23 protein-coding genes and 1 pseudogene are annotated in these 21,755 nt (G+C 66.8%); 8 read left to right on the plus strand and 16 right to left on the minus strand.

Annotation, left to right across the window (positions count from 1 at the left end):
- Both WA317_RS18550 and WA317_RS18555 read right to left on the minus strand, forming a co-directional pair.
- The coding region (locus tag WA317_RS18550; RefSeq protein ID WP_425174429.1) for an ATP-dependent helicase at positions 1–3,808 on the minus strand (3,808 nt) is incomplete at its 3' end.
- Between the two features lie 56 nt (positions 3,809–3,864).
- Positions 3,865–4,521 carry a TetR/AcrR family transcriptional regulator gene (locus tag WA317_RS18555; RefSeq protein WP_425174430.1) on the minus strand — a complete coding sequence of 219 codons (657 nt, stop codon included), beginning with the start codon at positions 4,519–4,521 and terminating at the stop codon, positions 3,865–3,867.
- A 236-nt stretch (positions 4,522–4,757) separates the two neighbouring features.
- On the opposite strand from WA317_RS18555, the gene WA317_RS18560 reads away from it, so the two are divergent.
- Positions 4,758–5,141, plus strand: coding sequence for a hypothetical protein (locus WA317_RS18560; protein WP_425174431.1), 384 nt, complete (start codon positions 4,758–4,760; stop codon positions 5,139–5,141).
- A 46-nt stretch (positions 5,142–5,187) separates the two neighbouring features.
- Here WA317_RS18560 and WA317_RS18565 read toward each other — a convergent pair whose 3' ends face one another.
- The 3 genes from WA317_RS18565 to WA317_RS18575 form a co-directional block, all read right to left on the minus strand.
- Positions 5,188–5,439, minus strand: a complete 252-nt coding sequence (locus WA317_RS18565; protein ID WP_425174432.1) for a CsbD family protein — start codon at positions 5,437–5,439, stop codon at positions 5,188–5,190.
- Between the two features lie 115 nt (positions 5,440–5,554).
- Positions 5,555–5,740: a hypothetical protein gene (locus WA317_RS18570; protein ID WP_425174433.1), complete on the minus strand. Its 186-nt coding sequence runs from the start codon at positions 5,738–5,740 to the stop codon at positions 5,555–5,557.
- Between the two features lie 112 nt (positions 5,741–5,852).
- The gene (locus tag WA317_RS18575) at positions 5,853–5,999 is read right to left on the minus strand and encodes a hypothetical protein (RefSeq protein ID WP_425174434.1); all 147 of its coding nucleotides are present in this window, start codon (positions 5,997–5,999) and stop codon (positions 5,853–5,855) included.
- Positions 6,000–6,082: 83 nt separating this feature from the next.
- Here WA317_RS18575 and WA317_RS18580 point away from each other — a divergent pair, with 83 nt between their 5' ends.
- Together WA317_RS18580 and WA317_RS18585 are read left to right on the plus strand one after the other, a co-directional pair.
- Entirely contained in the window at positions 6,083–6,520 is a 438-nt protein-coding gene (locus tag WA317_RS18580; RefSeq protein WP_425174435.1) for an anti-sigma factor, read from the plus strand.
- Positions 6,517–7,305, plus strand: a complete 789-nt coding sequence (locus tag WA317_RS18585; RefSeq protein ID WP_425174436.1) for an RNA polymerase sigma factor SigF — start codon at positions 6,517–6,519, stop codon at positions 7,303–7,305. The genes WA317_RS18580 and WA317_RS18585 overlap by 4 nt, the downstream gene beginning before the upstream one ends.
- Here the strand turns inward: WA317_RS18585 and WA317_RS18590 are convergent.
- The 7 genes and pseudogenes from WA317_RS18590 to WA317_RS18620 all read right to left on the minus strand — a co-directional run bounded on the left by WA317_RS18590 (position 7,276) and on the right by WA317_RS18620 (position 13,782).
- Positions 7,276–7,686, minus strand: a complete 411-nt coding sequence (locus tag WA317_RS18590) for an STAS domain-containing protein (RefSeq protein ID WP_425174450.1) — start codon at positions 7,684–7,686, stop codon at positions 7,276–7,278. The genes WA317_RS18585 and WA317_RS18590 overlap by 30 nt on opposite strands.
- Positions 7,687–7,922: 236 nt before the next feature.
- Entirely contained in the window at positions 7,923–9,716 is a 1,794-nt protein-coding gene (locus tag WA317_RS18595; RefSeq protein WP_425174437.1) for an acetyl/propionyl/methylcrotonyl-CoA carboxylase subunit alpha, read from the minus strand.
- Positions 9,717–9,844: 128 nt separating this feature from the next.
- Positions 9,845–10,264, minus strand: a complete 420-nt coding sequence (locus WA317_RS18600; RefSeq protein ID WP_425174438.1) for a SufE family protein — start codon at positions 10,262–10,264, stop codon at positions 9,845–9,847.
- A complete protein-coding gene (locus WA317_RS18605) occupies positions 10,261–11,154 on the minus strand; it encodes a sulfurtransferase (RefSeq protein WP_425174439.1) in 894 nt (297 codons plus the stop codon). Before WA317_RS18605 ends, WA317_RS18600 begins: the two co-directional genes overlap by 4 nt.
- Before the next feature lie 59 nt (positions 11,155–11,213).
- Entirely contained in the window at positions 11,214–11,843 is a 630-nt protein-coding gene (locus tag WA317_RS18610; RefSeq protein ID WP_425174440.1) for a Maf family protein, read from the minus strand.
- Between the two features lie 7 nt (positions 11,844–11,850).
- A pseudogene (locus tag WA317_RS18615) lies at positions 11,851–12,148 on the minus strand (acyl-CoA carboxylase subunit epsilon); the annotation flags it as partial.
- Entirely contained in the window at positions 12,142–13,782 is a 1,641-nt protein-coding gene (locus WA317_RS18620; protein ID WP_425174441.1) for an acyl-CoA carboxylase subunit beta, read from the minus strand. The pseudogene WA317_RS18615 and the gene WA317_RS18620, both read right to left, overlap by 7 nt.
- A 52-nt stretch (positions 13,783–13,834) precedes the next feature.
- Here WA317_RS18620 and WA317_RS18625 point away from each other — a divergent pair, with 52 nt between their 5' ends.
- Both WA317_RS18625 and WA317_RS18630 read left to right on the plus strand, forming a co-directional pair.
- Positions 13,835–14,659: a biotin--[acetyl-CoA-carboxylase] ligase gene (locus WA317_RS18625; protein WP_425174442.1), complete on the plus strand. Its 825-nt coding sequence runs from the start codon at positions 13,835–13,837 to the stop codon at positions 14,657–14,659.
- A complete protein-coding gene (locus WA317_RS18630; protein ID WP_425174443.1) occupies positions 14,659–15,177 on the plus strand; it encodes a PH domain-containing protein in 519 nt (172 codons plus the stop codon). Before WA317_RS18625 ends, WA317_RS18630 begins: the two co-directional genes overlap by 1 nt.
- On the opposite strand, the gene WA317_RS18635 is transcribed toward WA317_RS18630, so the two are convergent.
- Complete coding sequence (locus WA317_RS18635; protein WP_425174444.1) at positions 15,132–15,791, minus strand: GtrA family protein; 660 nt, start codon at positions 15,789–15,791, stop codon at positions 15,132–15,134. The two genes, WA317_RS18630 and WA317_RS18635, sit on opposite strands and share 46 nt — an antisense overlap.
- A gap of 67 nt (positions 15,792–15,858) precedes the next feature.
- Between WA317_RS18635 and WA317_RS18640 the strand changes: the two genes are divergently transcribed.
- Genes WA317_RS18640 through WA317_RS18650 form a run of 3 tightly spaced genes read left to right on the plus strand, consistent with a single transcriptional unit; the run spans position 15,859 to position 18,772 of the window.
- On the plus strand, positions 15,859–17,070 hold the full coding sequence (locus WA317_RS18640; RefSeq protein WP_425174451.1) for a 5-(carboxyamino)imidazole ribonucleotide synthase: 1,212 nt from the start codon (positions 15,859–15,861) through the stop codon (positions 17,068–17,070).
- Complete coding sequence (gene purE / locus WA317_RS18645; RefSeq protein WP_425174445.1) at positions 17,033–17,575, plus strand: 5-(carboxyamino)imidazole ribonucleotide mutase; 543 nt, start codon at positions 17,033–17,035, stop codon at positions 17,573–17,575. Before WA317_RS18640 ends, purE begins: the two co-directional genes overlap by 38 nt.
- Positions 17,576–17,602: 27 nt before the next feature.
- Positions 17,603–18,772 (plus strand): acyl-CoA dehydrogenase, encoded by a 1,170-nt coding sequence (locus tag WA317_RS18650; protein ID WP_425174446.1) that lies wholly within the window; start codon positions 17,603–17,605, stop codon positions 18,770–18,772.
- Here the strand turns inward: WA317_RS18650 and WA317_RS18655 are convergent.
- The 3 genes from WA317_RS18655 to WA317_RS18665 form a co-directional block, all read right to left on the minus strand.
- Complete coding sequence (locus tag WA317_RS18655) at positions 18,736–20,274, minus strand: DUF222 domain-containing protein (RefSeq protein WP_425174447.1); 1,539 nt, start codon at positions 20,272–20,274, stop codon at positions 18,736–18,738. The genes WA317_RS18650 and WA317_RS18655 overlap by 37 nt on opposite strands.
- A 129-nt stretch (positions 20,275–20,403) precedes the next feature.
- Complete coding sequence (locus tag WA317_RS18660; RefSeq protein ID WP_425174448.1) at positions 20,404–21,186, minus strand: hypothetical protein; 783 nt, start codon at positions 21,184–21,186, stop codon at positions 20,404–20,406.
- A complete protein-coding gene (locus WA317_RS18665; protein ID WP_425174449.1) occupies positions 21,183–21,626 on the minus strand; it encodes a hypothetical protein in 444 nt (147 codons plus the stop codon). The genes WA317_RS18660 and WA317_RS18665 overlap by 4 nt, the downstream gene beginning before the upstream one ends.
- Positions 21,627–21,755: the final 129 nt, after the last annotated feature.

Genomic DNA, 21,755 nt, shown 5'->3' on the forward strand with positions numbered 1-21,755 from the left:
CTCCGCTGCCTACCCGGTGCGCCGGCGCGGCGCGTTTGCGGGCGCCGGGCCCACCGCTGAGCAGCGCCCGCACCGGCGCGAACGTGTCACCGGTGACCCAGCCCGCCCAGATCAGTTCCCATAACGCCGTCTTGAGCTCGCTTTCGCCGATAGCCCCGCCGGGCAGGAGTTGACGGAAGAAGTACGCCCCGCCACCGGCGAGGGTGCCCAGGATGTGGCGGTGCGCGTCGGTGAACTCGATCTCGTCACCAGCTGCCAGTGTCAGCGGCGCGGAGTCGGCGGAGTGGAAGACAATCCAGCCGTCGCTGCCGGAGATCGACCCGGCGCCGGACCAGGTCACCTCCCCGGAGGCGAGCAGTTCGTCGAGCATGGCAGGGGAGTAGTCCCGCACCCGCGGCGCCAGTACCAACGGTTCGACCGCGGAGGCGGGTATCCGAACGCCGGCGAGCTGGTCGACGACCGCGAGCAGCCCGTCCAAGCCGGCATTGCTCTGGCCCGTCGTCGCGGCGCTGACTTGTTGCCACGCCGGTAGGAATCGCGCGTAGGCCGCGGTGCTGACCGGCTCAACCTGGGCCCGCAGCGCCGCCAGCGACCGTCGGCGCAGAATCCGCAGCACCTCGGCATCGCACCACTGATCAGCGGCGCCCGCGGTTTCGGTGAACTCACCGCGTACCACATGACCGTCGGCGGCCAACCGGCCCAGCACATCGGCGGCCACCCGTGGCCCCAGCCCGAACCGGGTGGCTGCGTCGACGGTGGTGAACGGCGCATGCGTGCGGGCATACCGACTGAGCAGCTCACCGAGCGGGTCGGCGACTGCCTCGGTGAAGCTGTCCGGAACCCCGACCGGCACGGCGATGCCGACACCATCGCGCAGCCGGCCGATGTCCTCGACGGCCACCCACCAGGTCTGTCCGGCGAACGTCACGGTCAGCGCGCGTTTGGCGGTCCGCAGGCCTTCCAGCCAGCCACCGACGTCAGCGCCGCCGGCCCGGGCAGCGACTTCCGCATCGGTCAGCGGGCCCAGCAACCGCAGCAGATCGGCGACTCCCTCGGCGTCGCGCGCGGCCCGCTCAGCCGACAGATGCTGCAGTTGCCGCCCGGTGCCCGCGATGACCGCCGAGTCCAGCAGTTCGCGTAACTCAATCCGGCCCAGCAGCTCCGCCAGCAGCGAGGTGTCCAGCGACAGCGCGGCGGCGCGGCGCTCGGCCAGCGGGCTGTCGCCCTCGTACATGAACGCCCCGACGTAGCCGAACAACAGCGACGCCGCGAACGGCGACGGTGTGGCCGTCTCGACTTCCAGTACCCGTACCCGACGCCGCGCGATGTCGGCCATCAGGTCGATCAGGGTGGGCACGTCGTAAACGTCTTGCAGGCATTCCCGCACGGTTTCCAACACGATCGGGAAGTCGGGGTATTTGCGGGCCACGTCGAGTAGCTGCGCTGCGCGTTGCCGCTGATGCCACAATGGCGAGCGGCGACCCGGGTGACGTCGGGGCAGCAGCAGCGCCCGGGCCGCGCATTCCCGGAACCGCGACGCGAACAACGCCGAACCGCCCACTTCGGCGGTGACGACCGGATCGATCTCGTCGGCGTCGAACACGAACAGCTGAGCGCCAGGCGGGCTTTCACCCGAGTCCTGCATGGTGTCGGGCAATCGCACCACGACGCCGTCGTCGGAGGCGGTGGGTTTCTCGTCAATGCCGTAGCGTTCCCGCAACCGTCGACCGACCGCCAAGGCCAGCGGGCCGTGCACCCGCAGGCCGTAGGGCGAGTGCAGGATTACCCGCCAGTCGCCCAGCTCGTCGCGGAACCGCTCGACCAGCAGCGTGGTGTCGGTAGGGACCACCGTGGTGGCAGACCGCTGATCGTCCAGCAGCCGCCACAGATTGTCGGTGGCGTACTCGTCGAAACCTAGCCTCGCGCAACGCTTCTCGAATGCGCCGCGCTGTAGCCCGGCCAGCTCACCGGTGAACGCGCCGACCGCCCGGCCCAGCTCGGCCGGGCGTCCCACGTCGTCGCCGCGCCAGAACGGCAATCGGGCCGGCTGCCCCGGAGCCGGGATGACCAGCACCCGGTCGTGGGTGATCTCAGTGATCCGCCAGCTCGTCGCGCCCAGCGAGATGACGTCACCGGGCCGGGACTCGTAGACCATCTCCTCGTCGAGCTCACCGACACGTGACGGCTTCTCCGATTCGGTGGCCAGATACACCGTGAACAGTCCGCGGTCGGGGATCGCGCCACCGGAGGTGACCGCCAACCGCTGCGCGCCGGGCCGAGCCGTCAGGGTTCCCCGGTGGCGGTCGTAGACCAGTCGCGGTCGCAGCTCGGCGAACTCGGTTGACGGATACTTGCCGGACAGCAGGTCGAGGGTTGCCTCGAAGGCACTGCGCGGCAACGCCGCGAACGGTGCGCTGCTCCGCACCGTGTCGAACCAGCGGTCGGCGTCCAGCGGCTCCAGCGCGGCGGCCGCCACGGTGTGCTGGGCCAGGATGTCGAGCGGGTTGGCGGGCACCCGGGTGGTCTCGATCTGGCCGGCGAGCATCCGCTCGACGGTCACCGCGCAGCCGAGCAGCTCGGTGCGGTGTTTGGGAAACAGCACCCCGCTGGAGACTTCGCCGACCTGGTGGCCGGCACGGCCGATCCGTTGCAGCCCGCTGGCCACCGACGGTGGTGCAGCCACTTGAATCACCAAATCGACGGCACCCATATCGATGCCCAGCTCGAGACTCGAGGTGGCGACGACGGCCTTGAGCCGGCCGCTTTTGAGTTCTTCTTCGACCACCGCCCGCTGCTCTTTGCTGACCGACCCATGGTGGGCCCTGGCCAGCAGTGGCTCGGCACCAGAGGTCTGGCCGCTGCCCAGCAGGTGCGCGGGAGCGCCGCCGGCCACCTGAGGGTTGGGCCCGGCTTCCAGCCCCACACCGGATCGTTCGGCATGGATTTCGTTCAGCCGCGACGTCAGTCGCTCGGCCAGCCGCCGCGAGTTGGCGAACACGATCGACGAGGTGTGCGACTCGATCAGGTCGGCGATGCGTGCCTCGACCTCCGGCCAGATGGTGTTGTCCTCGGGATTGACCATGTCCGGCACCGGGACCTGCACCGTCAGCTCGAAGGTCTTGTCCGATGCCGGCGCGACGATCGTCGTCGCCGACTGACCGGACAAGAATCGGGCAACCTCTTCGGGCGGGCGAACGGTCGCCGACAACCCGATGCGCTGCGCGGGCCGCTCCGTCAGCTCGTCGAGCCGGGCCAGCGACAACGCCAGGTGTGCGCCGCGTTTGGTGCCGGCCACCGCATGCACCTCGTCGACGATGACCGTCTGAATGCCGGTCAAGGAATCCCGGGCGGCCGAGGTCAGCATCAGAAACAGCGACTCGGGTGTGGTGATCAGCACATCAGGGGGCTTGGCGATCAGTTCACGACGGCGCCCCGGCGATGTGTCACCTGAGCGCACGCCGACGCTGATCTTCGGGGCGGGTAGGCCGTGGCGCTCGGCAAGCCGGCCGATGCCGGCCAACGGCGCGCGCAGGTTGCGTTCGACATCGACTGCCAGGGCTTTGAGCGGCGAGACGTACAGCACCTTGGTGCCCGCGCCGTGGCTGCCGACCAGACTGTCGATCGCCCAAAGGAAAGCTGCCAGCGTTTTGCCGGACCCGGTCGGTGCGATGACCAGGGTGTTGTGGCCGTCGGCGATGGCCGACCAGGCGCCGGCCTGGGCCGCGGTGGGCGCAGCGAAGGTACCGGTGAACCAGTCGCGGGTGGTCGCACCGAACCGCTCCAGCGGGTCAGCGCGTTTTGTGCTCATCTGACCATGGTGCCAACCCGCACCGACAACACTCGCGGGCCCGACGGACGTGGGTGCTAACCCCGCTCCGCCGCGGCCGCATCGGCAAGCTCCGGCGGGATGCCGGGCAGCCGCGACACCGTGTCCAGCAACGCATTCGCACACGCGTCGGCGAGCAGCTCTGCGTCGGTGGAAGGGTTCATGATCCGCTGCCGGCACAACTCGAAGGTGAAAGCCAGCCAACCACTGACAACCACCCGCAGATTGCGCTCGACCTCGTGGTCGAGCTTGGTGCTGGGCCCCTCCACATCGGTGACGCGATTCATGATGTGCTCGAGCTGGCGGTTTTTGGCTTCGTCGTCGATGCCCAACAGCACCGGGTCGGAGCGCCCGATGCCTACGTAAGCCGCCCAGGCTGAGTGCGGATACTGCTGCTGATAGGCCATGTAGGCCAGCACCCCGGTACGCACCTCGTCGAACAGCGTCTGACCAGGCAACGGCAGGTGGTCGGTCGCCTCGATCAGGCGGTCTGCCTGTTCCTTGACGACGGCGGCAAAAAACGCCCGCTTGTCCGGGAAGTAGTGGTACATCAGCGCCCGCGACACACCGGCCCGTTCGGCGATCTCGTCGATGCGCACGTCGTCGTAGGGTCGTTTCCCGAAGACGTCGGCCCCCAGCGCAAGCAACTCGGAGCGCCGATCCTCAGGGGACAATCGCCGCCTCGTCGCTGGCATGCCCCGAATGTTACGTGCACCTACAGTTGACAGGTGTCGAGCCACGCCCGGCTTCGACAAGCAGCCGCTTCGCCGTGTGCATCACCGCTTCAGGTCACGGTTTGATGTCGTTGTCCAGCGGGTATGCCTCCGGCACTAGTGAGCGGGCCTTCGGCTTGAGCGGATTCCGACTGTAACTGACGAGAACGATCCGGCGATGGGATCAGCAACAGCCGAGCGCACGGTAGAGGTTGAAGATGCAGATACGTCAGAGTACCCACGGGGACCGGTTAGGCCAGGAGGACAACGAGGTCCGAGAGGCCGTCCGCTTCGCGGTGGCCGCTGCCGCCATCGGCGTCGGCTTCGTGATCTTGGCAGCGGTATGGGTCAGCACCTGCCACGGTGCGACGGCGGTCGACACCGCGGCTTGCGGCACGCCGCAACGGGCCCTGCTCGCGTTCGGGGCGCCGGCCATCTTGTCCGCTGCGGGATTGTGGGCCTTTCTGCGCACGTACCGGGTGTGGCGGGACGGCGGCACCTGGTGGGGATGGCAGGGCGCCGGGTGGTTCCTGCTGACGCTGATGTTGATCACCCTCGCCGTCGGCGCACCGGGCATCGCCGGCCCCGCGCTCGCCCTATGAAAAGACCCAGCCGGCGAACCGGCTGGGTCCTTTAGTCGCGACGTTCTCAGTTGCGGTCGGGATCCTGACTGGTCTTCTGCCGCTGCTCTTGAGTTTTCGCCTTCGCGCGCGCCTGCTCGGCCTGCACTTCCTTCTTCGCGGCATCGCGCTGAGCACGGGCCTTGTCCTGCTGGGCCTGGCCCTCCTCGGCGACATTGTCCTTGCCCGTCACGGTGCCTACGACTTCCTTGACCAGGCCTTTGGCACCTTCAACGATGCCCCTGACCGCCTCGCCAGGAATGCTTTTGAAATTGGTCATTGGTTACCTCTCTTCTTGGGTATCTCGACCGTCCTGGACTCAGATGTCCAGGACACAACGCGTGTTCGTTCCCCAGCAGCCCGGCCGGCAAACGAGACTGTGACAGACTAAACAGCTACCGGTATTCGTCAAAGTCGTCGTCGCTGCCGACCTCCTGGAGTTGCTCCTGCCAGTCCGGCGGATTGGCTTCTATCGGCGCATCCACCCGGTCGAAGTCCGGCGGCTCGGGCACAGTCTCTTGATTCTGCTCAACGGCATCGGCGATGGGAATGTCATCAGAAAGGTCGTCGCGGTCTTGCATTCTCAGCCTCCAATCCCAGGTTCGGTGTCAATTAGCCGGGTTACCCGCCGTGACAAGCGGGTACTGAACCTGAACCATGACCAGTCCGACGGCTCCGTACTTGATGCCCTGCTCACCCCATCATCGGGGCCAGGATCACGAACGCTATGACGTAAATTGCGACCGCGACCAAGATCGAGACGACCAGCATAATCCCGGCGATCACCGCCACGCGCTTCAGACGGCGCGCACGGATATCGGTAGTGTCGGGCTCGTCCACGGCGGGTGGCATACCCGGCGGTGGCAATGACTAACCAGCCCGGACGCCCGGGTAGCGTCGGTCAAATTTTGCCGGGAGACAAGATGACCGATAGCGAACCACGCGGTGAACAGCACCAACGAGGCGACCGCGCGGTGGAATTCCGTGTTGCTGCACGATTGGAGAATCTGGCAATGCTGCGCACGCTCGTCGGCGCGGTGGGCACCTTCGAGGATCTGGACTTCGACGCTGTGGCCGACTTGCGACTGGCGGTCGACGAGGTGTGTACGCGACTGATCCGGTCAGCTACGGCCGGTGCCACCCTTGTGATGCTGGTCGACCCGCAGGACGACAAGTTGGTGGTCAATGCCTCGGCCACCTGCCGGAACTACGACGTGGTGACGCCGGGCAGTTTCAGCTGGCATGTTCTCACCTCGTTGGCCGACGACGTCCATACCTACCGCGACGGTAGTGAGTCGGCCGAAGGCGGCGGCTTGTTCGGAATCACGTTGACGACGCGGCGGGCGGGCTCCACCAGGTGACAGCGCGAGCCGTCGGCGGTTCAAGTTCGCGCCCGAACGAATACGCTGACGTTCCGGATATGTTTCGTGAGCTGGCCACGGTCAAGACCGACTCACCGGAGTTCCAGCGCCAGCGCGACAAGATCGTGGAGCGGTGCCTGCCGCTGGCCGATCACATCGCCCGTCGCTTCGAAGGCCGGGGTGAACCACGTGACGACCTGGTTCAGGTTGCACGTGTGGGATTGGTCAACGCCGTCGTCCGCTTCGACGTCGAGACCGGATCGGACTTCGTGTCGTTTGCGGTACCCACCATCATGGGCGAGGTTCGGCGGCATTTTCGCGACAACAGTTGGTCGGTCAAAGTGCCGCGGCGCCTCAAAGAACTGCACCTGCGCCTGGGAACGGCCACCGCCGATCTCTCCCAACGACTCGGCCGGGCGCCCACCGCGTCGGAACTGGCCGGCGAACTGGATATGGACCGCACTGAAATCGTGGAAGGTCTGGTCGCGGGAAGCTCATACAACACCTTGTCCATCGACAGCGGCGGCGGAAGCGCCGACGATGACGCGCGCGCCATCGCCGACACCCTCGGTGATGTGGACACCGGTCTGGATCGCATCGAGAATCGAGAAGCGTTGCGTCCCTTGCTCGATGCGCTGCCCGAGCGGGAGCGAACCGTATTGGTGCTCAGATTCTTCGAATCGATGACGCAGACCCAGATCGCCGAGCGGGTGGGCATCTCGCAGATGCACGTGTCCCGCTTGCTGGCGAAATCGCTAGCGCGGTTGCGAGACCAACTGGAGTAGGCGGCGCGGCTCGCCTTGGCCCGCTGAATCGCCGGTCACCGAGTCGCAGATCGGCAGCGCATGATCGGGGTCGCAGATCTTCAGCAGGCGAGACACCACGTGGTTGGGCACCACAGTCCATTGCACGCCAGCGCCTGCGCAGCGCACATTGATGGTGTGCAGGGCCGAAAATCCGGCCGTGCCAAAGAATTTCAATCCAGTGAGGTCGAGAATCACCCACTCGGAGTGGGCGGCACAACGCTGAACATAGTCGGCGAGTTGAACGGCATTCGCGGCGTCGAGTTCACCGTCTGCGGTCACCACGACCGCGGACGGTCCCAAGTGAGCGGCGAAGCGAGCGGTGCGGTTTTCCCAGGGCTGAGACGGTGATTGGCCATCCATCCCGGCTTTGGTCCACCCAGAACCTGTGATTCCGGCAGTAGACATGTTGACTCCATTAGTCGACGAGAATTCGTGCTGAGGGTTGCGTCAGAACCAACGGCAAGGGAGTCGGCCTCCGTGCACGTCGTTGACGATTCTCCGGACGGCTGTGAACTCAACCTGACCTGAACATACTCGCGACGGGCAAAGCCGACAACGATATAGCCAAAATGTTCAGATACTTAAAGGGCGTTCCGCTATTTGATCTCCGCGAGCACCGTGCCCTGGGTGATTGCGGCTCCGGCTTCCACCGCCAAACCGGTGATGACCCCGTCTTTGTGGGCGGTCACCGGGTTCTCCATCTTCATCGCCTCCAGCACCACCACCAGGTCGCCGGCGGCGACCTGCTGTCCTTCTTCGACGGCGACCTTGACCACAGTGCCTTGCATCGGCGCGGTCACCGCGTCACCGGAGGCCGCCGCGCCGGCCAGCGCGCCGCGCTTGCGCGGCTTGGGCTTCTTGCGAATTACGCCGGCCGGGTCGGCGCCACCGCCGTTGGACAGCGCGAGGTCGGCGGGCAGTGAAACCTCCAGTCGGCGGCCACCGACCTCGACGACCACTTTCTGCCGCGGACGGGCCTCCTCGTCAAGGGGCTCACCGCCGGTGAAGGGCTTGACGGTGTTGTTCCACTCGGTTTCGATCCAGCGGGTGTGGACCGAAAAGCCGTTGTCGTCCCCGATGAAAGCCGGGTCGGAGGTCACCGCGCGGTGGAACGGGATGACGGTCGCCAGTCCTTCGACGTGGAACTCAGCAAGGGCACGGCGCGCGCGTCGTAATGCCTCCTCGCGGTTGGCGCCGTAGACGATCAGCTTGGCCAGCATCGAGTCGAACTGCCCGCCGATCACCGAGCCGGCCTCGACACCGGAGTCCAACCGGACCCCGGGCCCGCTGGGTGTCTCGTATCTGGTGACAGGCCCGGGCGCGGGTAGGAAACCGCGACCGGCGTCCTCACCGTTGATCCGGAACTCGATGGCGTGCCCGCGTGGCGTCGGGTCCTCGGAGAGGTCGAGCTTTTCACCGTTCGCGATCTTGAACTGCTGCAAGACCAAGTCGATGCCCGCGGTTTCCTCAGTGACCGGGTGCTCGACCTGCAGCCTCGTGTTGACCTCGAGGAAGGAGATCAGGCCGTCCTGGCCGACCAGGTACTCGACCGTCCCGGCACCGTAGTAATGCGCCTCTTTGCAGATCCGCTTGGCGGATTCGTGAATTTCTTTGCGCTGGGCGTCTGTCAAGAACGGCGCCGGCGCCTCCTCGACGAGCTTCTGGAAGCGGCGCTGCAGCGAGCAGTCGCGGGTGCCGGCGACGATGACGTTGCCGTGTTGGTCGGCGATCACCTGCGCCTCGACGTGGCGCGGCTTGTCCAGATAGCGCTCGACGAAGCACTCGCCGCGGCCGAACGCCGCGACCGCCTCGCGGACAGCCGACTCGTAGAGGTTGGGGATCTCCTCGATGGTGCGGGCCACCTTCATCCCTCGGCCGCCGCCGCCGAAAGCGGCTTTGATCGCGATCGGCACGCCGTACTCCTGGGCGAATGCCACCACCTCGTCGGCGTTCTTGACCGGGTCGGGTGTGCCGGGCACCAGGGGAGCCTGTGCACGCGCGGCGATGTGGCGGGCCGTGACCTTGTCGCCGAGGTCGCGTATCGACTGCGGGCTCGGGCCGATCCAGATCAGGCCGGCGTCGAGGACCGCCTGCGCGAAGTCGGCGTTCTCCGACAGGAAGCCGTAGCCGGGGTGGATTGCGTTGGCACCGGACTTCGCCGCCGCGTCCAGGATCTTGCCGAAGTCAAGGTAGGACTCCGCCGACGTCTGACCGCCCAGTGCGAACGCCTCATCGGCGAGCCGGACGTGTGGCGCGTCGGCGTCGGGCTCGGCGTACACCGCCACGCTGGGCAGACCGGCATCCCTGGCCGCCCGGATCACCCGGACCGCGATCTCGCCGCGATTGGCGATGAGCACCTTGGTGATCTTCGAGCTGGCGTGACTAGGCACTGCGCCTCCCTGTGTGGCTGGACACTTCTCACGTAAGTCTCTAAGAGAATTTCTTACAACTATGTCGAGGGAAGTTTAGGCGGCGCGCCGGACACGCCTTGAGGGGGTGTCTTTTTCACCGAAATCCGTCAGGCGGACTCGCGCAGTTTGCGTTTGATCCGGGCCAGCATTGCCGACATCCCCCGCAGCCGAAGCGGGCTGATCAACGCTGCCAGACCCAGGTCGGTGTAGAAGTCCTCGGGCACGGCCAAGATGTCGTCGGCGGGTTGCTCGTCGAGGCCGGTGGCCAGAATGCTCGCGAACCCCCGGGTGGTGGGCGCTTCAGCCGGCGCGCTGAAATGCAGCCGCACCCGTCCGCGATCGCTGGCGTCGACGTGCAGGAAAAGCGGCGACTGGCACTCCGGCACCGGCTCCATCGCGGCCTCCTGCAGGTCGCTCGGCAGCGGTGGCAGATCGTCGGCGAATTCCAAGAGCAGCTTCAGCTTGTCCTGACCTTGCACTTCGGCGAAGTCAGAGACCACCTCGACCAGCGGCGCGGGCAGACTCATCGAACCGGTACGGCTCCCGGCTGCTCGCCGGCGACGATCGGAACCCGAACGGTGTTGCCCCACTCGGTCCACGAGCCGTCGTAGTTGCGAACTCCGGGAATGCCGAGCAGATGGGTCAACACGAACCAGGTGTGGCTGGACCGTTCGCCGATACGGCAGTAGACGATCGTCTTGTCGTCCGGCTGGACGAACCCGTAGAGCTGCTCGAGTTCCTCACGGCCACGGAAGCGGCCGTTCTCGTCGGCGGCTTTGGCCCACGGAATCGACCGCGCGCTGGGGATGTGGCCGCCGCGCAGCGCGCCTTCCTCGGGGTAGTCCGGCATGTGCGTGCGCTCACCGGTGTACTCCTGCGGCGAGCGGACATCGATCAGCGGCTGGGAGCCAAGTGTTGCCAGTACGTCCTCTTTGAAGGCGCGGATCGGCTCGTCGTTGCGCTGCACGACGGGGTAGCCGGTCGACGTCTTGGCCGGCACGTCCAACGTGGTTTCGCGGCCTTCGGCGAGCCAGAAGTCCCGGCCGCCGTTCAGCAGCCGTACGTCGGGGTGGCCGAACAATGTGAATACCCACAGCGCGTAAGCCGCCCACCAGTTGCTCTTGTCGCCGTAGATCACCACGGTGTCGTCGCGCGAGATTCCTTTGCGGTCCATCAGTGCGGCGAACTGCTCGCCGTTGATGTAGTCGCGAACGTGCGGGTCGTTGAGGTCGGTGTGCCAGTCGATCTTGACCGCGCTGGGAATGTGACCGACGTCGTAGAGCAGGACGTCTTCGTCGGACTCGACGATGGCCAGGCCGGGCCTGCCCATGTTGCCGGCCAGCCAGTCGCTGGTGACCAGCCGTTCCGGATGGGCGTAGCCGGCCAGGGTGGGGCTGGAGTCTGCTGGTAGCGGCACATTGTGAGCCTACCGCCAGAGCGAAATTCGGTGCGCCGGGCAATGCCGTGCCGAGGCTGTCAGCCACGCCATAGGTCGGCGATCGACAGCCCGACCGCCGCCATCAGCCGCCGGGTCAACGGCAGGCTTAACCCGATGACGTTGGATGGGTCGCCCTCGATCCGGTCGACGAACCATCCGCCCAGCCCGTCGAGGGTGAACCCGCCTGCTACCTGCAGCGGTTCACCGCCGGCAATGTAGGCCTCCAGGTCGTCATCGGCCGGATCGGCGAAACGCACTGTCGTGCTGGCCGATTCAACTTCTTCACCGGTGGTCACGCCATCGCTCAACCGCAATAAGCAGTGCCCGGTGAAAAGCTCTCCGGATTGGCCGCCCATCGACTGCCACTGGTTGCGTGCGGCATCGGCCGAACCGGGTTTGCCGACCAGCGCGCCGTGGCAGTGAAGCATCGAATCGCAGCCGATCACAACGCAATCCGCTGCCAAAGCGGCCTCCAGATCGCTGGCGACCTGTCGGGCTTTCGCGCGGGCCAGCGCACACACCACGTCACCGGGCCCGGCGGCGGGATCAAGGCTCGCGATGACCGCATCTTCGTCGACACCGGAAACCCGGACCAGCGGATCGATTCCGGCCTGCTGCAGCACCCTGAGCCGGCCCGAGGAAGCCGACCCGAGCACGATGCGGGTCAACTGCGAGTCATCGGCGCATGTGCACCCGTTGCACCAGCGTGATGAGCTGCCAGCTGAAGACGGGATAGCGCAGCTTGTCGACTGGCAGGCCCCAGCGGGTGCGTTCACGTTGCGCCGGCTCCGCGGCGCCGCCGCCAAGGCTGCCCAGCACCGCGATCAGCGCGGCCAGCTCGTCCTCGCTCGGGTTGCCCTTGAGCACCTCGATGTGGGGCTCGCTCGCAACGTCGCTACTCACAGGAGCCGAATTGTTCGTCTCGCTCCGCTCACTCGACTTCACGGTTCGTTCCGCTCGCTCGACTCACAGTGGAATGTTCCCGTGCTTCTTGGGCGGCGTCGGCGCGATCTTGCGTTCGAGCAGCCGCAGCGCAGTCCCGATGTAGCCGCGGGTGTGCGACGGCGGGATCACCGCGTCGACGTAGCCCCGCTCGGCGGCGACGTACGGGTTGACCAGCGTGTCCTCGTAACTCTGCTGCAGCTGTAAGCGAAGCGCATCGACATCCCGGCCGTCCTCGCCGGCTTCCTTCAGCTGCTGGCGGTAGACGAACCCGACCGCGCCGGAAGCACCCATCACCGCGATCTGCGCCGTCGGCCAGGCGACGTTGACGTCACAGCCCATGTCCTTCGAACCCATCACGCAGTAGGCGCCGCCGTAGGCCTTGCGGGTGATGACGGTGATCTTCGGAACGGTGGCCTCGCCGTAGGCGTACAGCAGTTTGGCGCCCCGCCGGATGATGCCGTTGTATTCCTGGCCGGTGCCGGGCAGGAAGCCGGGCACGTCGACCAGCATCACGATCGGGATGTTGAAGCAGTCGCAGGTACGGACGAACCGGGCCGCCTTCTCCGAGGCGTTGATGTCGAGGCAGCCGGCGAACTGGGTGGGCTGGTTGGCGACGATGCCGACGGGGCGACCCTCGATGCGGCCGAACCCGACGATGATGTTGTTGGCGTAACCGTTCTGGATCTCCAGGAACTCGTCGTCGTCGAGGATGCGGGTGATCACTTCGTGCATGTCGTAGGGCTGGTTGGGCGAATCCGGGATCAGCGTATCGAGCTCGAGGTCCTCGGCGGTCAGGTTGTCTTCGATAGCGCCCTCCGGAATCGGTGCGGGGTAGCGCGGCGGGTCGGTGAAGTTGTTGGGCGGCAGGTAGCCCAAGAGCTCGCGCACCCAGTCGAAGGCGTCCTGCTCGCCCGACGCGACGTAATGCAGCGTGCCGGATTTCGCCATGTGCGTGTGGGCGCCGCCAAGCTCTTCCATCGTGATGTCTTCGCCGGTGACCGTCTTGATGACGTCTGGGCCGGTGATGAACATCTGGCTGGTCTTGTCGACCATGATCACGAAGTCGGTCAGGGCGGGGGAGTAGACGTGCCCGCCGGCGGCGGCGCCCATGATCAGCGAGATCTGTGGGACGACACCCGAGGCCAAGATGTTGTTGCGGAAGATCTTGCTGTACAGACCCAGCGAGACAACGCCCTCCTGAATCCGGGCTCCGGCGCCGTCGTTGATGCCGATCAGCGGGCGGCCGGTCTTGATGGCCAGCTCCTGCACCTTGACGATCTTCTCCCCGTATACCTCGCCGAGGCTGCCGCCGAACACGGTGGCGTCCTGGCTGAAAACGCAGACGTCGCGGCCCTCGATGGTCCCGTAGCCGGTCACCACACCGTCACCCAGCGGCCGCTTTTCGGCCAGCCCAAAATTGGTGCTGCGGTGCCTGGCCAGCGCGTCGAGTTCGACGAACGACCCCTCGTCGAGCAGCGCGAAAATTCGTTCGCGGGCCGTTAGTTTGCCCTTGGCATGCACCTTCTCGACGGCGGTCTCGCCGACGGGATGCAGCGTCTCCTCGGTCCGCTTGCGCAGCTCGGCGAGCTTGCCGGCGGTGGTGTGGATGTCGATCGTGTGCTCAGCGGCCGGTTCCGCGTGGTGATCGGTAACGCTCGTCATGGGTGTCGAGCTTAGCGGCTGTCGAGCCGCACGCTGTTTAGGCTATGCAGCGATGAACGCAGACTCGCAGCGCCTGCCGCTGGACCCGGCGGCGCTACGCGACGGCCTGGTCGGGCCGGGTCTGCCGTGGCGCCGGCTCGACGTCGTCGCGGAAACCGGCTCCACCAACGCCGATCTCCTCGACCGTTCGGCGGCCGGCGAGGACATCGACGGATCGGTCCTGTTAGCCGACTATCAAAGCGCCGGGCGGGGTCGCCACGGCCGGCACTGGTCGGCTCCACCGCTCACGCAGATCGCGCTGTCCGTCGGAATCGACGGGTCGTCGGTGCCTCGTACCGGCTGGGGGTGGTTGCCGCTGGCGACCGGCGTTGCGGTGGCCGACGCGCTGAACGCCCTGGACAGCACGGCCGGTGTGCCGGCCGGGCTCAAGTGGCCCAACGATGTGCTGGTCGACGGCGGCAAGCTGGCCGGCATCCTGGCCGAAGTCTCCGCGCCTGCGTCGACGATCGTGGTGGGGCTCGGCCTCAATGTGACGTTGGCGGCCGAGGAAGCACCCGATCCGGCGGCCACGTCGCTGCTGCTGCTCGGAGCTGCTCCGGAGGATCGAACCGCGCTGACGCGTCGCATTCTTCGCGAGTTGGCCGGCCGGATCGACGCATGGCGCACTGCCGGGGGCGCCGACGCGACGCTGATCGCCGACTATCAGCGGTACAGCCTGACGTTGGGAACCCGGGTACGGGTTGCGCTGCCCGGTGATCGAGAAGTCCTCGGGCTCGCCCGCGGCGTCGACGAGTTGGGCCGGCTGCAGGTCGACACCGGTGCGGAGGTGGTGACGGTGTCGGCCGGCGACATCACCCACCTGCGGCCAACCGAGTGATGCGCTACCCCGATAACGCGCTGGCCGATGACGAACAGGTGATTCTGCACCGGCACCCGCACTGGAAGCGCCTGGTCCCGGCCACGGCGGTGCTGATCGGGGCCAGCGCTCTGGGCGCGTTCGTCGCCGCCGTCGTCAACGCCACGGACTGGCACGCCGATGCCAAGACAGTGATCTTCGCGGTCATTTGGGCGGTGTGGGCGATCGTGGTGGGCTGGTTCACCGTGTGGCCATTCGCCAGATGGTTGACCACGCATTTCGTCGTCACCGACCGGCGGGTGATGTTTCGTCGGGGAGTGTTGACCCGCCGCGGGATCGACTTACCGCTGGCCCGCATCGTGCACGTGCGGATCCGGCACCGCCTCATCGACAGGATGCTGCGCACCGGCACCTTGATCATCGAGTCGGCGTCGCAAGAACCGTTGTGGTTCTACGACCTCCCGCGCGTCCGGCAGGTGCACTCGCTGCTGTGTTACGAGGTATTCGACACCTCGGGCTCTGACGAGTCGCCTCGTTGACCCGGCCGGCCGGCGCGAGAACGCCAACCGCGCAGCAAGGTGACGTTGCTGGTTTCGATGGTGTCCTCGAAGACTTCGGCGATACCCCCGGCGGTGAAGGTGGATTCCAACGCCTTGTCGGGACTGCGGCCGAACTCGTCGGGAAACACCCAGCGCCGGAACGCCCAGAACCGGAACCCCATCTGCAGCAGGTTGCCGACAATGTAGGCCGCGATGAAGTCGGCGATGTTCTCCATGGTCAGCGACACCGCCGGCACCCGCAGCTGCAGGACATAGCTGGAGAACCACAGGGGGGCCATCGACAGCAGCACACCAACCCCGCTGAATGCGAAGAACAGCAGCGCCTCGTGGTGACGTTCGCGGCCGCCGCGGTCGCGGAAGCTCCACTCCCGGTTCAGGATGTAGGACGCGATGACGGCGACGATGCCCGAGATGACCTTGGCGGTAACCGGCTTGGGCTCGAGGATGGTCAGCTTCAGGGCGTAGAAGATCGACGAGTCGATGACGAACGTCGTCGCGCCGACGATGGCGAACTTGATCAGCTCGTGATGGCGTTCGGCGTAGGGCCGGATCGGCCCCGGAAGCAGCGCGATCGTGGCATCGGCGAAAGACACAACTCCGGAGTGTACGTTTCGCCGTTGACCTGTGCAGCAGCACAACAGCGCACAGCGCCGTGACACCATGATTGCCGTGCCCTCCAGCTCCACCGCTTCGCCGCTGGTCGCGATGGTCGGCGGCGGCCAGCTCGCCCGGATGACCCACCAGGCCGCGATCGCTCTCGGCCAAACCCTTCGGGTGCTGGCCGCCGACCCCGATGACCCCGCCGCCCAGGTCACGCCCGACGTGGTGATCGGCTCGCACACCGACCTAGAGGACCTGCGCCGGGTGGCGGCCGGCGCGACCGTATTGACCTTCGATCACGAGCACGTCCCCGCCGAGCTGCTCGACAAGCTGGCCGCCGACGGTGTCAACGTGGCACCGCCACCGCGGGCGCTGTTACACGCCCAGGACAAGCTCGTCATGCGTCGGCGGCTGGAGTCGCTGGGCGCCGCAGTGCCGCGCTATGCCGCTGCGAAGGCTCTGGAGGACATCGACGAGTTCGCCGGCCGTGTCGGGGGACCGGTCGTGTTGAAAGCGGTGCGCGGCGGTTATGACGGGCGCGGGGTGCGGATGGCCGGCAGCTTGCGGGAGGCCCGGGATATCGCGGGCAGCTTCCTGGACGCCGATGTGCCGGTGCTGGTCGAGGAGCGGGTGGTGATGCGCCGCGAGCTCTCCGCTCTGGTGGCGCGGTCGCCGTTCGGGCAGGGTGCGGCGTGGCCGGTGGTCGAGACAGTGCAGCGCGACGGCATCTGCGTGCAGGTGATCGCGCCTGCCCCGGATCTGCCCGATGCCATCGGCGCCGAAGCCCAGCAGCTGGCGTTGCGGCTGGCGACTGAACTGGGCGTGGTAGGGGTGCTAGCTGTCGAGCTGTTCGAAACCGCCGACGGCGAGCTGCTGGTCAACGAGCTGGCCATGCGTCCGCACAACTCCGGGCACTGGACTATGGACGGGTCTCGCACCAGCCAGTTCGAGCAACATCTGCGCGCGGTGCTCGACTATCCGCTCGGCGACACCGACGCCGTCGTGCCGGTCACGGTGATGGCCAATGTGCTGGGTGCAGCGCAGCCGCCCAAGATGAGTCTGGACGAGCGGCTGCATCACCTGTTCGCGCGGATGCCGGAGACGCGCGTCCACCTCTACGGCAAAGCGGAGCGGCCGGGCCGCAAGGTCGGGCACGTCAACCTGCTGGGAACCGAGCCCGACCAGGAGGCCGATCTGCGCGAACGGGCGACCCGGGCGGCACACTGGTTGTCACATGGGCAGTGGACGGACGGATGGGACCCGCATGGCTGAGCAGCCGCGCGTCGGCGTGATCATGGGCAGCGACAGCGACTGGTCGGTGATGCAGGACGCGGCCGGGGCGCTGAGCGAATTCGATGTCCCGTATGAAGTCGGGGTGGTCTCCGCGCACCGCACGCCGGGGCTGATGTTCGACTACGCGCGGGAGGCCGCTGACCGTGGCATCGAGGTCATCATCGCCGGCGCAGGAGGCGCCGCCCATCTGCCGGGCATGGTGGCCGCCACGACGCCGCTGCCGGTGATCGGGGTGCCGGTGCCGTTGGCTCGGCTGGACGGCCTGGATTCTTTGCTGTCGATCGTGCAGATGCCGGCCGGTGTTCCGGTGGCCACGGTGTCGATCGGCGGGGGCCGCAACGCCGGCTTGCTGGCGGTCCGCATCCTGGGTGCGGGGGACCCGGCGCTTCGGAGCCGGATCGTGGCTTTTCAGCAGCAGCTGGCCGACTCCGTGCGGGCCAAGGATGCGGCGCTGAAGAGCGGACAAGGTAAAGTTACCGGCTAGTAACCGGGTGCACTGCAAGGAGACATCATGGCCGGATGGGCCGGTAACCCGTCGTTCGACGTATTTCAGTTGCCCGAGGAGCACGAGGAGTTGCGGGCGGCCATTCGTGCGCTGGCGGAGAAGGAGATCGCTCCCTACGCCGCCGATGTGGACGAGGAGTCGCGGTTCCCCGAGGAGGCGCTGACGGCGCTGAACGCATCGGGTTTCAACGCTGTGCACATTCCCGAGGAGTACGGCGGGCAGGGCGCGGACTCGGTGGCGGCGTGCATCGTGATCGAGGAGGTGGCGCGCGTCGACGCGTCGGCTTCGCTGATCCCCGCCGTCAACAAGCTGGGCACCATGGGCCTGATCCTGCGAGGGTCTGACGAGTTGAAGAAGCAGGTGCTGCCGTCGCTGGCCGGCGATGGGCTGATGGCGTCGTATGCGCTCTCGGAGCGGGGCGCGGGCAGCGACGCCGCCTCGATGCGCACCCGCGCCAGGGCCGACGGCGACTCCTGGATTCTCAACGGCTCCAAAGCCTGGATCACCAATGGGGGGAAGTCGAGCTGGTACACGGTGATGGCGGTGACCGACCCGGAAAAGGGCGCCAGCGGCATCTCGGCGTTCATGGTGCACCTCGACGATGAGGGCTTCTCGGTGGGACCGAAGGAACGCAAACTCGGTATCAAAGGCTCGCCGACCACTGAGCTTTACTTCGAGGATTGCCGCATTCCGGGCGACCGCATCATCGGCGAGCCGGGCACCGGTTTCAAGACCGCGCTGGCCACCCTGGACCACACCCGGCCGACGATCGGTGCGCAGGCCGTCGGTATCGCGCAGGGTGCGGTGGATGCGGCGATCGCCTACACGAAGGAGCGGCAGCAGTTCGGCAAGCCGGTCAGCGACTTCCAGGGTGTGCAGTTCATGATCGCCGACATGGCGATGAAGGTGGAGGCCGCCCGACTGATGGTCTATTCGGCCGCCGCCCGCGCCGAGCGGGGCGAGACAGGGCTGGGCTTCATTTCGGCGGCGTCGAAGTGTTTCGCCTCGGATGTGGCGATGGAGGTCACCACCGACGCTGTGCAGTTGTTCGGAGGCTACGGCTACACCCGGGACTTCCCGGTGGAGCGATTCATGCGCGACGCCAAGATCACCCAGATCTACGAGGGCACCAACCAGATTCAGCGCGTGGTGATGTCGCGCGCGCTGCTGCGCTGATTGTCGTTGCGCTCCGCCGTGATTCGGTTGAGTCGGTCGGCCGCCCTGGTCCGTTTGCGCGTCGGCATCATGGCGCCGCGATCCATGCACTGAGCCTTGACGGGCGGCGCCGGTAGTGATCTGCCTGTCGGCAGGCTGAGCGCAGGCACGAGCAGCTTGCTGCCCGGCGTTGTGGTGTAAGTGTGTCCAGTCGGCGACGTCCAGATGACCGTGCCGTCGGGCCGCTGTTCGTCACGCCAGCCGTTCGACCCCGTCCAGAAAGTTTTGAGCAAGTGATGCTTTCGGCACAGAAGCTTGAGGTTGGAAGCCTGCGTGGAGCCGCGAGGGTAGGGGATGGTGTGGTCGATATCGCACATGTCGGCAGGCCGGTCGCAGCCTGGGAACCGACAGGTTAGGTCGCGGCAGCGAATGAAATCTGCCAGCGCGGTCGAGGGCCGGTATCGCGGTTCTGGCGGACTCTGCCTCGGGTGCACCAGCGGCCGGAGCTTGACGACGCCTCGGGCCGCCAGATCGGCCAGCAGCTCGGCCGGTACCAGTGGTCCACCGATCACCACGCCAGGGGAAGGGCGAGTCGTCGCGATGGCAGCCGGGCTCACTGACTTCGCGTCGGCGGCCTCGCTGACGAGCTCGGCGAAACGATCAGGGTCAGTGACGACTTCGGGTCCGCCGTCACTCGGCAGCCGGCCGTGCAAATCATCGCTTTTCGCCGTCTCGAGTGCAGAGGCATCGGCGATCACATGCACAACCACCGGCGAGACCGCCCCGGCATCGCCAGCCGGGCAGTCCGTCTGCCCGCAGATACAGGCCAGCGTCGAATTGCCGGCGGCCAAAGCGCCCAACGCGTCGGCGCGACGTTGTTCGATGGTGCGAGGGTCGCCCTGGCAAACGGTGTGAGCGAGCGCCGTCAGCCGCCGGTCCAGCAGCGTGGCATCGGTTGGGTAGATCTCACCGAACAGTGAGGCGATCCCCCTGCGCTGTTGGATGTCGATGTAACGGGAGCGCGCCGCGGACTCGGCGCGCCGCCGGGCATTGCGATCGTGGCGCTCGACCAGGCGGTCGATGGCCTCTTCGGTCTTGTTGAGCGACAACGGTCCCCATGTCGTCAGTGCCTCGGCCAGGTCGGTGTCAATGGCGGCGAGCACGTCGGGATCCAGCGCGAGCAGCGTGCGAGCGACGATCGTGCTGACGGTCCGGTAGGACATCGCGCCGGTGGCGAACAGCGCAGCGACCTTGGGCAGCCGCTCGTGTAGGCAGATGGCCACGTGCAGCTGAGCACCGGCGGCCGCAGCGGTGATGCCTTGGGCGGCAGCGACTTCTGCGGCAACGGACTCCCACGGGTCGACACGCCACAGCTCACGGCCTTGCGCGTCGTTTACCGGAATTTGCCGACGTTCGTAGAGTTCGGCGATCGCAGCCAGTCGGCGCGCGCACGCCATGTTCTCGGCGCGCGCCGAGTCACCGATGGCTGTGACAACGGCGGCGTCGCTGGCGGCTTCGAACATGTGTTCGAGTGTACACGACTGCGCTGACATACTTTCTGGCAGGGTCGCGCTCTACAACGCATCCCGTCGGCGAGATTTGGGTGGGCCGAGGCCGATGTGCACTTGCGAATCTGGCAACGCGCCGGTGTCTCATCGTTGCCGCACGATAGCTCGCGGCGCGGTTCGCCACACTCGGTCGCCGTTAGGGCCCCGGCGCGGCGGTTCCAGCAGCAGCACGGCGCAGCGATCGGTTAGTACGGGATGCACCCAGTTGCCCAACTCGATGATTTCGCCTGACTCGGGCCTAAGGTGGTGTTCGTCGCATGCCTCATCGATGGGCACCAGCGCGTACAGCTGGTCGATCGTGACCTCAAGCGGAAGTTTTTCGAGCCCCGGCAGGGTGATGAACAAACCGTCGTTCCCCGATAGGTGCAGCCCGACGGCGGCCAGCGCACCGACCACCCCACCCTGAGTTCCGCCGTGTCCGGATAAGTGCATACCGACCGCGTCCGCGAGTTGCCAGGCTTGCGAGGGTTGCAGCACTTCGCTTTTGGCTTGACGACCGAAATCGGCGAGTAGCGGTACGGAGCGTTCTAAATGGCTGGGGATAACCACAGCGAGCCCCGGATCTGCGGCCTCGGGGCAGACCCGTTCAAGGAACCGCCCGGCGACCTCGATTACATCGATTAGCACGCTGCCGGGCCTACCGTCGGCGCTGCGCCAGGCCAGGCAGGCGCTGGAATTGTGCGTGGTGTACGGGATCCGGTCATCGAGCAGAAGCTGGTGGCGGGTCGCCGCGGCGGGGGTTCCCAGACCAGCGGTCGCTAGTTCGCCCAGCAGCGCCCGGGCGCGACGACCAGTTCCCGGGCTGTGCAAGTCGTCGGTGTCGTCGATACCGATGAGCAAGTCGACACCGGCCAGCGCGCGCGTCAAGGGTTGACGACCAAGGTGCTGACATCGCGTACCCAGCGGCCGGCGTCCAGCGTCGTGCCGGCCAGCTTGAGGGTGTGGCGTTTAGTGATGTTCAAAATGACCTGTTCGGTGAGCTCAGCCGCGGTCAACGTCTGAGCAGGGTCACGGCCTTCGACCCGCACCCGCTCGGCGCCGGCGGCGCCGGCAGCGTTGAGGACCGAGCGGACGGTGGGTCCCTGTTGAATTTGAGCGCCTCGCGACTGCGGCGTCGCGATCACGACTTGCGGAAGACGCCGCAACTGCGACAGAGCAAAACGGGCCAGCACAGCGCTGTCGTGCCGGACGACTACCGTCGCACCACTGTTCAAGTCATGAGTCGAAGAGCTGACACAAGCCGCGACCGTGGCGCCGGAAAGCAGAGTCGCCAGTAACACCACCAGCGCCCGCCGGGTTGAGCGCATGACGCTGCGCTAACACATATGCCCGGTGCCGCTACCCGGGCCGCCGGGACCACCTACGCCTGGGCTTCCGCAGCTGCCGCTGCCGCTGCCGGTCCCGGTGGTCCCGGTGCCGCTGCCGCTGCCGGTCCC

It is taken from the genome of Mycobacterium sp., from assembly GCF_049802695.1.
Classification (GTDB): domain Bacteria; phylum Actinomycetota; class Actinomycetes; order Mycobacteriales; family Mycobacteriaceae; genus Mycobacterium.

Bases quoted from the DNA above. Each gene is read 5' to 3' on its own strand.
- WA317_RS18555 (WP_425174430.1), bottom strand. From the start codon at position 4,521: ATGCCAGCGACGAGGCGGCGATTGTCCCCTGAGGATCGGCGCTCCGAG.
- WA317_RS18640 (WP_425174451.1), top strand. From the start codon at position 15,859: ATGATTGCCGTGCCCTCCAGCTCCACCGCTTCGCCGCTGGTCGCGATG.
- WA317_RS18570 (WP_425174433.1), bottom strand. From the start codon at position 5,740: ATGCAAGACCGCGACGACCTTTCTGATGACATTCCCATCGCCGATGCC.
- WA317_RS18650 (WP_425174446.1), top strand. From the start codon at position 17,603: ATGGCCGGATGGGCCGGTAACCCGTCGTTCGACGTATTTCAGTTGCCC.
- WA317_RS18620 (WP_425174441.1), bottom strand. From the start codon at position 13,782: ATGACGAGCGTTACCGATCACCACGCGGAACCGGCCGCTGAGCACACG.
- purE (WP_425174445.1), top strand. From the start codon at position 17,033: ATGGGCAGTGGACGGACGGATGGGACCCGCATGGCTGAGCAGCCGCGC.
- WA317_RS18590 (WP_425174450.1), bottom strand. From the start codon at position 7,686: ATGGATGGCCAATCACCGTCTCAGCCCTGGGAAAACCGCACCGCTCGC.
- WA317_RS18560 (WP_425174431.1), top strand. From the start codon at position 4,758: ATGCAGATACGTCAGAGTACCCACGGGGACCGGTTAGGCCAGGAGGAC.
- WA317_RS18665 (WP_425174449.1), bottom strand. From the start codon at position 21,626: ATGCGCTCAACCCGGCGGGCGCTGGTGGTGTTACTGGCGACTCTGCTT.
- WA317_RS18600 (WP_425174438.1), bottom strand. From the start codon at position 10,264: ATGAGTCTGCCCGCGCCGCTGGTCGAGGTGGTCTCTGACTTCGCCGAA.
- WA317_RS18565 (WP_425174432.1), bottom strand. From the start codon at position 5,439: ATGACCAATTTCAAAAGCATTCCTGGCGAGGCGGTCAGGGGCATCGTT.
- WA317_RS18630 (WP_425174443.1), top strand. From the start codon at position 14,659: ATGCGCTACCCCGATAACGCGCTGGCCGATGACGAACAGGTGATTCTG.
- WA317_RS18580 (WP_425174435.1), top strand. From the start codon at position 6,083: ATGACCGATAGCGAACCACGCGGTGAACAGCACCAACGAGGCGACCGC.
- WA317_RS18625 (WP_425174442.1), top strand. From the start codon at position 13,835: ATGAACGCAGACTCGCAGCGCCTGCCGCTGGACCCGGCGGCGCTACGC.
- WA317_RS18655 (WP_425174447.1), bottom strand. From the start codon at position 20,274: ATGTTCGAAGCCGCCAGCGACGCCGCCGTTGTCACAGCCATCGGTGAC.